This is a genomic window from Spirilliplanes yamanashiensis, from assembly GCF_016863475.1.
GTDB classification, from domain to species: Bacteria; Actinomycetota; Actinomycetes; order Mycobacteriales; family Micromonosporaceae; genus Spirilliplanes; species Spirilliplanes yamanashiensis.
The window spans coordinates 146,784-157,951 of the sequence record NZ_BOOY01000005.1; the positions used below are offsets into that span (position 1 = coordinate 146,784).

14 protein-coding genes are annotated in these 11,168 nt (G+C 75.1%); 7 read left to right on the plus strand and 7 right to left on the minus strand.

Annotated elements, in window-relative coordinates; translation table 11 throughout:
* Positions 1 to 27 precede the first annotated feature (27 nt).
* Positions 28 to 966: a calcium-binding protein gene (locus Sya03_RS04890; protein WP_203936942.1), complete on the minus strand. Its 939-nt coding sequence runs from the start codon at positions 964 to 966 to the stop codon at positions 28 to 30.
* 337 nt (positions 967 to 1,303) lie between these two features.
* On the opposite strand from Sya03_RS04890, the gene Sya03_RS04895 reads away from it, so the two are divergent.
* Complete coding sequence (locus Sya03_RS04895; protein ID WP_203936943.1) at positions 1,304 to 1,795, plus strand: GyrI-like domain-containing protein; 492 nt, start codon at positions 1,304 to 1,306, stop codon at positions 1,793 to 1,795.
* Between the two features lie 56 nt (positions 1,796 to 1,851).
* Here the strand turns inward: Sya03_RS04895 and Sya03_RS04900 are convergent, their stop codons facing one another.
* From Sya03_RS04900 to Sya03_RS04920, 5 genes are all read right to left on the minus strand, one after another.
* The gene (locus tag Sya03_RS04900; RefSeq protein ID WP_203936944.1) at positions 1,852 to 3,384 is read right to left on the minus strand and encodes a M28 family metallopeptidase; all 1,533 of its coding nucleotides are present in this window, start codon (positions 3,382 to 3,384) and stop codon (positions 1,852 to 1,854) included.
* A gap of 190 nt (positions 3,385 to 3,574) precedes the next feature.
* Positions 3,575 to 3,946: a DUF4180 domain-containing protein gene (locus tag Sya03_RS04905; protein WP_239107112.1), complete on the minus strand. Its 372-nt coding sequence runs from the start codon at positions 3,944 to 3,946 to the stop codon at positions 3,575 to 3,577.
* Positions 3,939 to 4,370 (minus strand): helix-turn-helix domain-containing protein, encoded by a 432-nt coding sequence (locus Sya03_RS04910; RefSeq protein ID WP_203936945.1) that lies wholly within the window; start codon positions 4,368 to 4,370, stop codon positions 3,939 to 3,941. Before Sya03_RS04910 ends, Sya03_RS04905 begins: the two co-directional genes overlap by 8 nt.
* 38 nt (positions 4,371 to 4,408) lie before the next feature.
* Complete coding sequence (locus Sya03_RS04915; RefSeq protein WP_203936946.1) at positions 4,409 to 5,305, minus strand: alpha/beta fold hydrolase; 897 nt, start codon at positions 5,303 to 5,305, stop codon at positions 4,409 to 4,411.
* Positions 5,302 to 5,745, minus strand: a complete 444-nt coding sequence (locus Sya03_RS04920; protein WP_203936947.1) for a hypothetical protein — start codon at positions 5,743 to 5,745, stop codon at positions 5,302 to 5,304. The genes Sya03_RS04915 and Sya03_RS04920 overlap by 4 nt, the downstream gene beginning before the upstream one ends.
* Before the next feature lie 207 nt (positions 5,746 to 5,952).
* Here Sya03_RS04920 and Sya03_RS04925 point away from each other — a divergent pair, with 207 nt between their 5' ends.
* The 4 genes from Sya03_RS04925 to Sya03_RS04940 all read left to right on the plus strand — a co-directional run bounded on the left by Sya03_RS04925 (position 5,953) and on the right by Sya03_RS04940 (position 8,420).
* The gene (locus Sya03_RS04925; RefSeq protein WP_239107113.1) at positions 5,953 to 6,885 is read left to right on the plus strand and encodes a DMT family transporter; all 933 of its coding nucleotides are present in this window, start codon (positions 5,953 to 5,955) and stop codon (positions 6,883 to 6,885) included.
* Entirely contained in the window at positions 6,882 to 7,508 is a 627-nt protein-coding gene (locus tag Sya03_RS04930) for an alpha-ketoglutarate-dependent dioxygenase AlkB (RefSeq protein WP_239107114.1), read from the plus strand. The genes Sya03_RS04925 and Sya03_RS04930 overlap by 4 nt, the downstream gene beginning before the upstream one ends.
* A gap of 22 nt (positions 7,509 to 7,530) precedes the next feature.
* On the plus strand, positions 7,531 to 7,776 hold the full coding sequence (locus tag Sya03_RS04935) for a C1orf53 family protein (protein WP_203936949.1): 246 nt from the start codon (positions 7,531 to 7,533) through the stop codon (positions 7,774 to 7,776).
* A gap of 80 nt (positions 7,777 to 7,856) precedes the next feature.
* Positions 7,857 to 8,420, plus strand: a complete 564-nt coding sequence (locus tag Sya03_RS04940; protein ID WP_203936950.1) for a hypothetical protein — start codon at positions 7,857 to 7,859, stop codon at positions 8,418 to 8,420.
* A gap of 4 nt (positions 8,421 to 8,424) precedes the next feature.
* Here the strand turns inward: Sya03_RS04940 and Sya03_RS04945 are convergent, their stop codons facing one another.
* Complete coding sequence (locus Sya03_RS04945; protein WP_203936951.1) at positions 8,425 to 9,120, minus strand: iron-dependent transcriptional repressor DtxR; 696 nt, start codon at positions 9,118 to 9,120, stop codon at positions 8,425 to 8,427.
* Between the two features lie 78 nt (positions 9,121 to 9,198).
* Here Sya03_RS04945 and Sya03_RS04950 point away from each other — a divergent pair, with 78 nt between their 5' ends.
* On the plus strand, positions 9,199 to 9,984 hold the full coding sequence (locus Sya03_RS04950; RefSeq protein WP_203936952.1) for a sulfurtransferase: 786 nt from the start codon (positions 9,199 to 9,201) through the stop codon (positions 9,982 to 9,984).
* 5 nt (positions 9,985 to 9,989) lie between these two features.
* Positions 9,990 to 11,168: an acetoin utilization protein AcuC gene (locus Sya03_RS04955; RefSeq protein ID WP_203936953.1), complete on the plus strand. Its 1,179-nt coding sequence runs from the start codon at positions 9,990 to 9,992 to the stop codon at positions 11,166 to 11,168.

Consider the following 11,168-nt stretch of genomic DNA (forward strand, 5'->3'; position numbering starts at 1 on the left):
GGTCGCGCCGCCCCACCGGCCCGCCGGTCACTGGACGACGTGCTCGCAGTTCACGAACGTGTCGGCGCCCGGGCCGCCGTAGCACCAGTCGACGCCCGCGCCGCCGTTGACGGTGTCGTTGCCGGCCTCGCCGTAGAGGCGGTCGCTGCCGTTGCCGCCGCGCATCGTGTCCGCGCCGTTGCCGCCGCGCTGGGTGTCGTTGCCGTTGTCGCCGTACTGGGTGTCGGCGCCGTTGCCGCCGCGCTGGGTGTCGCTGCCGTTGCCGCCACGCTGCGTGTCGTTGCCGTTGTCGCCCCACTGCGTGTCGTTGCCCGCGCCGCCCCACTGCCGGTCGTGGCCGTTGCCGCCGCGCTGGGTGTCGTTGCCCGCGTCGCCGTACTGGTCGTCGGCGCCCGCGCCGCCCCACTGGCGGTCGTAGCCGTTGCCGCCGTACTGGCGGTCGTTGCCGGCGTCGCCGTACTGGCGGTCGTCGCCGTTGCCGCCGTACTGCCGGTCGTTGCCGGCGTTGCCGCGCTGGGTGTCGTACCCGGCCTGGCCGTACTGCCGGTCGGCGCCCGGCCCGCCGTTCTGGGTGTCGTCGCCGTTGCCCCCGTATTGGGCGTCGTTGCCGTTCCCGCCGTACTGGGTGTCGTTGCCGTTCCCGCCGTACTCGCGGTCGTGGCCGTTCTCGCCGCGGGTGACGTCGTTGCCGTTGCCGCCGCAGATGGTGTCGTTGCCACCGGCGCCCCACAGGCGGTCCGCGCCGCCGAGGCCGTCGATGCGTTCCGGCCGGAAGTTGCCGTGGTACGTGTTCGCGCCGGCCGTGCCGTACCAGTGCGCCGGCGCACAGGCGGGGTCGGCGCCCGGCGGCGGCGCGGCGGCCTGGGTGGCCTGGGCCGCCGACGGCAGGGTGAGCGCGGCGGTGGCGATCGCCGCGGTGACGAATCCGAGGCGCAGAGCGCGTCGCCCGGCATACGTGCGGATCATGAGGGATTTCCTTTCCCGGTTGCCGATGGTGTCACGACAGATTCGACGCGCTTTTCCGGGCCCGGGAAAAGTGCGCAGAAGATCGGCCTGACCAGGGGTAATGGTCAAGTGGAAAGCTGTCGGGACCTTCGGCATGTGGAGTACCACGTGGCATTTGATGGTCACAATGGTTGAGTCTGATTAAAACGCGGAATGGTCCGGTCGCCGACTGAATTCGGTCCGATGATTGGTGTCCGGTGTTTCCGGCGCCCGGCCGCGACACGGGCGCATCGTTGACTCTGCCCCTGGGGCCGGGCCGATGATCGACCCCGCACACACCGAGAGAGGAAACAGGATCATGACCGAGGTACGGGTCCGGGAGGTGCCGGAGCGGCGCGTCGTCGTGGAGCGGCACACCACGGGGCAGGACGGGCTGTCCGAGCTGTTGCAGCGCAGCATGGCGGACGTGGCCAAGGCCGCCGAGGAGCGGCACGGCGGGGTGCTGGGCACGGCCGCGCAGCCGTACCTGGAGCGGCCGGGCACCGACGAGCCGGTGTTCGTGGTGATCTACGGCGGCAACCCGAACGAGGGGCCGGTGCTGCTGGAGGTGTGCGCGCCCGTCGCGGGGGACGGTGGCGAGGTGCAGCCGGCGCACCGGGAGGCGTACGTGCGGGTCACGAAGGCGACGGTGCTGGCGGGGGCGCTCGGCGGCGTCTACGAGGCCGTCGAGGAGTGGATCATGGCCAACGGCGGGGACATCGGCGGGCCGCCGCGGGAGACGTACTGGACGGACTTCTTCGGGGCGGCGGACGGCGACGACGTCTTCGACGTGGGGTTCCCGATGGCCTGACGGCAGCGGACAGGGGGCCGGCGGTGGCCGGCCCCCTGTCGCTGTGTGTCAGCTCGTCAGCGGATCGCGTGCGAGCCCTTGTAGTCGAACTCCGGCGCCACGTACGCCTGCTTCGCGGCCCGGGCCCGCAGGCTGCCGTCCGGGAAGAAGCCGGTCTTCGTGCGGGCGAGGGTGAACACCGCGTGCGCGGCGGCGTCGCCCAGCTCGTGCAGCGCCTTGGTGCTCAGGTTGTTGATGTCGTCGCAGGCCTCGTGGTAGCACGGGTCGTACTGCTCACCGGCCGTGCCGCCGTACACCGCGGCCTGCTCCGGGGTCTTCACGCCCTCGGCGCCGCTGAACAGGCCGCCGGCGGGGATGCCCACCGCGATGAACGGGCCGTAGTCGGAGCGGCCGCTGAACTCGGTCGGCTCGGACGCCAGGCCCTGGCTCGCGAAGTACTTGGTGAAGATGTCCTCGATCTCGGCGGAGCCGGCCGGGCCCTCGACGGGGGTGTCCGAGCCGTCGCCGTCGTAGACGAAGCGGACGTAGTTCGGCGAGCCGAGCATGTCGAAGTTGAGGTTGGCGTAGATGCTCGCGAGCTCGTCGGCGGGCAGGTTGTCCACGTAGTACTCGGAGCCGAGCAGGCCGGACTCCTCGGCGCCCCAGAACGCGAAGCGCACCTTCTGCCGCGGCTTGATGTCGAGCTTCGCCATCTGCTTGGCGATCTCCAGGATGGCCGCGGAGCCGCTGCCGTTGTCGTTGATGCCGGGGCCCTCGACGACCGAGTCGAGGTGGGCGCCGACGACGATCACCTTGTCCGCGTCGCCGCCCGGGGTCTCGGCGAACACGTTGGTGGTCTTGGCCGCGAGGTCGGTCTCGGTGCTGGTGGTGACGCGCACGGTCACGTCGCCGGGGCCCTGCACCTGCGCGTACAGGGCGGAGGCGTCCTCGAACGACAGCCCGACGACCGGGATGGTGAACGGGCGGCCCAGGTCGCCGATGAACAGCTCGGTGCGGCCCGGCTGGCCCTCGTTGAAGATGATGACGGCGTCGTAGCCGGCGGCCTGCGCGTTCTCGGCCTTGACCCGGAAGTCGCAGCTGCCGCGCTGGATGAGCGCGATCTGCGGCTCGGTGGCCGACGCGGGCGTGAAGTCGGACGCCTCGCAGCCGGAGGTGGAGCTGGGGGTGGGCGCCGGCGGGATCTGGATGTCGACGGCCACGACCGTGCCGGTGACGTCGCCGGTGCCGGAGTAGTTGAAGGTGCCCGTCGTGTACGTCTGCGCCGTCGGGGCGGTCTGGGCGAGCGTGGCCGGGGCCAGCTCACGGAAGAACGGGAACGTGAACTCCTGCTCGCTGACGTCGTACCCGGCCTTGGCGAGGGTGCTCTTGACGTAGTTGGCGGATGCCGCGTAACCGGGGGTGCCGGACGCGCGGGTGCCGCCGTTCTGGTTGGCGATCCGCTGGAACACCCGCTCGTGGCCGAGGATTCCGTTGACGGTCACCGCGTCGCGCAGCTTCTTGCTGTTGACCTCGTCGATCGCGGCGGCCGGGCTGGCGCCCAACCCCACGACCAGGACGGTCGCGACAGGTATGGCCAGAAGTTTTCGCACGGGGATCTCTCCTTGTCGACTGCGGACGGGCCCCGCCGGCGGCAGGCGGCACCGATGGAGAGCGACCCGCAGCGACGAGGGCAGTACTGAGCGTGCGAGCGCACTGTACCCACGAGAGCGGCCCGCCGGGAAGATCCTCTGCAAGCCATCCGACAGCCACTATGGATGTGGTATCCGTCCCGGCGGCCCGTCACGCCAGCCGGCGGTCCAGTTCGGTGAGATCGGCGACGAACCACACCTGATCGCCCCGGTTGGACTCCGCCACGAGGGCCCGCAGCGCGTCGCTCGCGGCCAGACGTGCGTCGATGTCGCCCACGATCACCAGCCGGATCCGGTAGTTGACGAACTTCTGCATGACCTCGCCGGCCAGGCCGCTGCGCAGCTCGAAGAACCGGGGGTCGAACCGGGCGGCGGGCACGGCGACGGCGTCGGCCCGGCCGTACGCGGCGCCGATGAGGTCGAGCGCGTCCTGCGGGTGCGCGACGGGCGGGCCGTCCGCGGCGCAGACGAGCACGTCGACGCCGTGCCGCCGGGTCACCTCGCCGGCCGCCGGCTCAGTCACGGCCGGTCCCCGCGAGCCCGCCGAGCAGGTCGTCGGCCGTCCGGAGCACCGCGGCGGTGGCGGCGGCGCCGCCGAACACGAGCACCCTGAGCCGCCCGCGGTCGCGGTCGTAGAGGGTCTGCAGGCGCAGCGGCCGCCCGTCGTCCTGCGGCCACTGCGCGTACGCGAGCAGGGCGGTGCCGAGCCGGTCGGCATCCGCGGCGGTCAGCCCGTCGGCCTCCAGCACTGCGGACACCTCGGCCGGGGGCCGCGCGGCGGGCGGCGGGGCGCCGGTGAGGGCGGCCAGGTCGGCGCGGGCGATCCGGTACTGCTTGCCGATGCGGACGGCCTTGAGCCGGCCGTCCCGGATGTAGCCGCGCACGGTGCGCACGTGCAGGCCTAGCCGCTCCGCGACCTGCTCGACCGACAACCAATCCTGGTCCATAATTCCGCATCCTACCCTCGACAGGGAAGGATAGGGAGTCAGCGGGCGGTCAGGAACGTGCCGATGAGGTCGGCCAGGACGGCCGGGTGCTCGTCGGTCATGTCGTGGGTGGCGTCCGCCAGGCGCACGGCGCGCATCCGCGGGGCCCGCTTCGCCGCCCGCTCGACCTGGGCGTCCACCCACTGCCGGTACGCCGCGTACAGGCCGGCGAACGGCTCCTGGTCCGGCCGGTCGCGGGTCGCCTGCACCAGCAGCAGCGGGCACGTCGTCGCCGCGTACACCGGGTACGGGTCGAACGTGCTGACCGCGCGCCACAGCTGCTCGGTGATCTCGGGCGACGGCCGGATCGCCGTCTCGCCGCCGACGGTGACCAGGTTGCGGCGCAGCGCCTCCGCCGCCGTCTTCTCCGGCAGGCCGGCGTCGCGGGCGGCCGCCCGCCGCTGGTCGACGAGCGCCGGCACCTCGCCGGTGGGCACGACGCCCGGCGACCGGACGCCGAACCGGTCGTGCAGGCGCACCAGCTCCTCGGCGGCCGACGCCAGGCCCGGCAGCTGCTCGGTGCGCATCGGCGGGGGCGTGCCGTCGAGGCTGACGACGCCGGGGGAGTCCGGGTGCCGGCTGCCCCACAGGGCGGCGAGCATGCCGCCCAGCGCGTGGCCGACGACGGCGGGCCGCTCCAGCCCCAGGTGGACGGCCACCGCGGCGAGGTCGGCCACGGCGGCGTCCCAGGTGAACGCGGCGTCGCCGGACCGGCCGTGCCCGCGCAGGTCCACGGTCACCACCCGGTGCCGCGCGCGCAGCGCCCGGGCCAGGGGCGTCATCGCGGCCAGGTTGCCGCCCGCGCCGTGCAGCAGCAGCAGCGGGCGGCCGTCGCCGCCGAAGTCGCGCACGGCGATCGGGATCTCGCCCGCGTCGATGAGCCGGTCGTTGATCACTGCTGCCCCCGGAGGCGGTCTCGGACGGACGACGGGCGGACCCCGCCGTCGGGGTGGCGCGTGAGTTTCCCGCGGCGCACCAGGTCGTGCACGCCCTGCCGGCTGATGCCGAGCATGGCGCCCGCCGTGGCGTACGAGACGGCCTCGGCGGACGGGTGCCCGACCCGGCGGGCCACCACCTGCCCCAGCGGCGTGCCCCACCAGGCGGCGGGCGGGTCGAACGCCCGGTCCGACGGGTACAGCGTGCCCACCACCCGCAGGGCGATCCGCACCGCCTCGTCGTCGGAGCCGGCGGTCATGCGCCGGGCCCAGTCGCCGGCCCGGCGGCGCACCAGCTCGCGCAGCGCGCACACGGCGTCGTCGCCGTCGAGCAGGATCTCCAGCGGGTCGAGCAGCCGCACGTCGAGCAGCCGGACGAGCTGGTCCTCGAGCGCACCCACGGCCGCCATGCTACTTGACACCCAATGTCAAGCTGCGGGCGCCCGGCCGCCGCCGTAGGGTCACGGCCGTGCTGCACACGCTGCTCCCCCCGCCGCCCGTCGCCTGACGGGCGGCGCCCCTGAACCCACCGCGGCCGGCACCGGCCGCGGCGATGGCGGCCGCCTCGCACCGACCCGGCCCGACCGTCGACTGTGGGGAATCAGCCTGTGTACCGAGGTCTCGTCTACGTGTTCATCGCCGCCACCGCCTGGGGAACCGGCGGGGCGGCGGCCGCCCTCCTCTACCGCGACAACGGCCTCGGGCCGGTCGCGGTCTCCTTCTGGCGCTTCGTCCTCGGCGCCGCCGCCCTCGCGGGCGCCCTCGCCGCCGCCCGCCTGACCGCGGGACGCCGGCCCGCACGGCTCGCGCGGCCCGCCGGCCGCCGCTGGACCCTCGTGGTCACCGGCGCCGGCCTCGCCGTCTACCAGACCGCCTACTTCGCGGCCGTCGAGCAGGCGGGGCTGGCCGTCGCCACCGTCGTGACGCTCGGCGCCGGGCCCGCGCTCATCGCCGCCGGCGGGCGGCTGCTGCTCGACGAGCGGCTCGGCCGGGGCGGCGCGGCCGCCGTCGCGCTGGCCCTGGCCGGGCTGGCGCTGCTGGGCGCCGACGGCGGCGGTGGCGGGCCGCGGCCCCTGCTCGGCATCGCGCTGGCGCTGCTGTCGGCGGCCGGGTACGCCGCCGTCACCCTGCTCACCCGCGGCGCCCCGGCCGGTGACCCCGCCCGGACGGCGCTGTCCGGGTTCGCCGTCGGCGCGGTCTGCCTGCTCGGGCCGGCCGTCGCCGAGGGGCTGTGGCCGGCCGGCGACCTGCGCGCGGCCGCCGGCTGGCTCGCCTACCTGGGCGTCGTGCCGACGGCGCTCGCCTACGGGCTGTTCTTCGCCGGGCTGGCCCGCATCCGGGCCACGACGGCGTCGGTGGTGGCGCTCGTCGAGCCGGTGACGGCGGCGCTGATCGGCGTGCTGGCGCTGGGGGAGCGGCTCGGCGCGGTCGCCCTGCTCGGCATGGCGGTGCTGCTCGCCGCCGTGGCCGCCCTCGCGGTCGCCGAACGCCGCACGGCCACTAGCACGCCTGTTCGAAGCCGGGTTACAGTCGGCGGGTGACGTTCCAGGGATCCCTGCTCGACCTGGGTGGCGACAGCCGCCCCGGCCCGCTGGCCGGGGCGGTGCGCCGCACCGCGCTCACCGAGGGCGCCTGGATCGACGTGCTCCCCGGCTGGCTGACGGGCGCCGACGCGCTGTTCGAGCGCCTGCTCGACGCGGTGCCGTGGCGGGCCGAGCGCCGGCAGATGTACGAGCGGGTCGTCGACGTGCCCCGGCTGCTGTGCTTCTACGGCGAGGACGAGCCGCTGCCCGACCCGGCCCTCGACGCGGCGAAGGCGGCGCTCGACGCCCACTACGTGCCCGAGCTGGGCGAGCCGTTCCGCACGGCCGGCCTGTGCCTGTACCGCGACGGCCGCGACAGCGTCGCCTGGCACGGCGACACCATCGGGCGCGGATCCACCACCGACACGATGGTGGCCATCCTGTCGCTCGGCTCGCCCCGGTCGCTGCTGCTGCGTCCGCGCCGCGGCGGGGCGGCCACCGTGCGGCGCGACCTCGGCCACGGCGACCTCATCGTGATGGGCGGCAGCTGCCAGCGCACCTGGGAGCACGCGGTGCCGAAGACCGCCCGGCCGGCCGGGCCGCGGATCAGCGTGCAGTTCCGGCCGCGAGGGGTGCGCTGACCCGGCGCTAGGGTGGGCGGTCGTGAGGGAGCGCTGGCAGGAGCCGCACCCCGCCCGCCTGGCCCCCGGCCACCCGCGCCGGGCGGAGATCCTCGCCGCCCACACCGCGGCGCTGGCCCGCGGCGACGCCGGCTACCTCGACCCGGACACCGGGCTGTTCGTGCTGATCGCGGGCTTCCTCGCCCGCCGCGGCACCTGCTGCGGGCGCGGCTGCCGGCACTGCCCGTACGCCGGCACCCCGGCGGAGAACACCGGCCGGGAGACGTGAGCCCCGCGCGGGGAATTGATCCGCGCGCGGCCGACGGTTTACGGTGTCCCGCGAATTCGCCCCCGGGAGGACACCGCCTGATGCGCCCGCGTTCCGTCGTCCCGGCCGCCCTCTGCGCGGTGCTCGCGCTGACGGCCTGCACCCCCGACAACGCCCCGGCCGGCGCCGCGGCCGCCGACCAGCCGCTGCCCGAGCTGCAGGTGCCCGCCTCGGCCGCCGGGGGCGCCTGCATCCTGCTCGACTACCCGCAGATCGAGGAACACATCGGCGTGCGGTTCGACGTCGCCGCGTCCGACCAGTCCGGGGAGACGGCGACCTGCGTCGTGCAGACCGAGGGCAGCACCCGGCCCGACCTGACGCTGGTGGTGGTCGAGAGCACCACGGCGGACGCCCGGACGTACCTGGCGGAGCTGAAGCCGAAGGGCGCCAAGAGCCTCAGCGGGCTCGGCGCCGCCGCCTACCGGCAGGTGCTGCCGGCGGAGGACGGCGCCGGCCCGGCGGTGGAGCTGGGCTGGCTGACGAAGGACAAGCAGCTGCTGTCGCTGCGCTTCACGTTCGGCGACGGCGCCGGCGAGCAGGAGGCGAACGACATGGCGGGCCGGCTGGTCAACCTGGCCCAGGCGCTGGACAGCGACGAGCTGTAGCCCGTCAGCCCGCCGCGACGAAGACCCGCGAGGCCACCTCGCGGGGCAGGCGGATCTGCTCGCCGGAGCGGTCGATCGTGACGCCGTCGCGCTCCTGCGCCACGGTGACGGTCGCGCCCGGGTCGACGCCGGCGGCGTGCAGCTGGCGCAGCACGTCGGCGTTGGTCTGCACGCTCTCGCAGATGCGCCGGACGATGACCGAGCCGGTGAGGCCGGGGAACGCCAGGTTGCGCTCGCCCTCCATCGCCTCGGATGCCTGCTCGTTGTCGGGCAGCTCGGGGGTGCCCAGCGCGTCGAGGCCGGGGATCGGGTTGCCGTACGGCGAGCGGGTCGGCCGGTTGAGCAGGTCGTAGACGCGGCGCTCGACGGTGTCGCTCATGACGTGCTCCCAGCGGCAGGCCTCCTCGTGGGCCTCCTCGTAGGGCATGCCGATGACGTTGACGAGCAGCAGCTCGGCGAGGCGGTGCTTGCGCATGACGCTGACGGCGTGGCCGCGGCCCAGCTCGGTGAGGTGCAGGTGCCGGTCGCCCTCGACGCGGAGCAGGCCGTCGCGTTCCATGCGGGCGACGGTCTGGCTGACGGTGGGGCCGCTCTGGTGCAGCCGCTCGGCGATGCGCGCGCGCAGCGGCGGCACACCCTCCTCCTCGAGTTCGAGGATGGTGCGCAGGTACATCTCGGTGGTGTCCACGAGGTGATTCACGGTGAGGCCCTCCCAGCAGGAATGATACCCCGGCACAGCGGTGCGGCCGCCGGGCCGACCTGGTGTTGACTGGGGCCTGTGACCGTACCGGACGATCCGGTCGTGAGCGCGGCAGCGCTCGCCGCCGAGCTGACCAACGACGCGCCCCTGCTGATCGACGTGCGGTGGCGGCTGACCGGCCCGCCCGGCCGCGCCGACTACGCCGCCGGGCACCTGCCGGGGGCCGTCTTCCTCGATTTGGACGCGGACCTGTGCGGCCCGCCCGGCCCCGGCGGCCGGCACCCGCTGCCCGACCCGGCGGCGCTGCAGGCGGTGCTGCGCGCCGCCGGGCTGTCGCAGGGCCGGCCCGTCGTCGTGTACGACCACGGCGACCTCGCGGCGGCGTCCCGGGCCTGGTGGACGCTGCGCTGGGCGGGCGTCGAGGACGTCCGGGTGCTGGCGGGCGGCTTCGCCGGGTGGACCGGCGAGGTCACCACGCGGGTGCCCGACCCGCCGCCGGGCGACGTGACGGTGCGCCCGGGCGGGCTGCCGGTGCTCGACGCGGCCGGCGCCGCCGAGGTGGCCCGCGACGGCGTGCTGGTCGACGTGCGCGCCGCCGAGCGGTACCGGGGCGAGGCGGAGCCCGTCGACCCGGTCGCCGGGCACATCCCGGGCGCCGTCAACGTGCCGGTGACCGAGGTGCTCGGCGCCCCGCGCGTCGGGGTGTACTGCGGCTCCGGGGTGTTCGCCGCGCGCGGCGTGCTGGAGCTGCACCGGGCCGGGCGCACCGACGCCGCCCTGTACGCCGGCTCGTGGAGCCACTGGATCACCGACCCGGCCCGTCCCGTCGCCACCGGCGCGGAGCCGGGAACCGTGCGAGCATGACGGGCATGGCGAACGCGCTGGTCGTCTGGGACGAGGCCCTGCTCGCCTACGACATGGGCGAGCACCCGATGAACCCGGTGCGGCTGGAGCTGACCATGGCGCTGGCCCGCGACCTGGGCGTGCTGGACCGCCCCGGCGTGCGGGTGTGCCGGGCCGAACCGGCGGGCGACGAGCTGCTGACGCTGGTGCACCGCCCCGACTACCTGCACGCGGTGCGGGCCGCCCCGCTGGACCCGTTCTTCTCCGGCTGGGGCCTCGGCACCACCGACAACCCGATCTTCGAGGGCATGCACGCCGCGACGGCCGGGGTGGTGGGGGCGACGGTCACCGCGGCCGAGGCGGTGTGGCGGGGTGAGGCGCGCCGGGCCGTGAATTTGGCCGGCGGGCTGCACCACGCCATGCCGTCGCGGGCCAGCGGGTTCTGCGTCTACAACGACGTGGCGGTGGCGATCGCCCGGCTGCTGGCGCTGGGCGCCGAGCGGGTCGCGTACGTCGACGTGGACGTGCACCACGGCGACGGCGTGCAGGCCGTCTTCTGGGACGACCCGCGGGTGCTGACGGTGAGCCTGCACGAGTCGCCGCTGACCCTGTTCCCCGGCACCGGCTTCCCCGACGAGACGGGCGGGCCGGGCGCGGCCGGCACGGCGGTCAACGTGGCGCTGCCCGCCGGCACCTCCGACGACGGCTGGCACCGGGCGTTCCAGGCGGTGGTGCCGTCGGTGCTGCGGGCGTTCGAGCCGCAGGTGCTGGTCACCCAGTGCGGCGCGGACGGCCACCGGCTCGACCCCCTGGCCGACCTGCGGCTCAGCGTGGACGGCCAGCGCGCCACGTACCTGGAGCTGCGGGCGCTCGCCGACGAGCTGTGCGACGGCCGGTGGGTCGCCACGGGCGGCGGCGGGTACGCGCTCGTCGAGGCCGTCCCGCGGGCGTGGACGCACCTGCTCGCCGCCGTCACCGGGGACGCCCTCGACCCGGCCACGCTCACGCCGCCGTCCTGGCGGGCGCTCGCCGCCCGGCGCCGCCCCGGCGCGGACATCCCGCTGCGGATGACCGACGACGTGCGGCTGTCGGGGGAGCGGTGGAAGCCCGGCACCGAACCGGACGCGGTCGACAAGACGATCATGGCCACCCGCCGGGCGGTGTTCCCGCTGCACGGGCTCGACCCGCAGGACGCGCGGGACTGA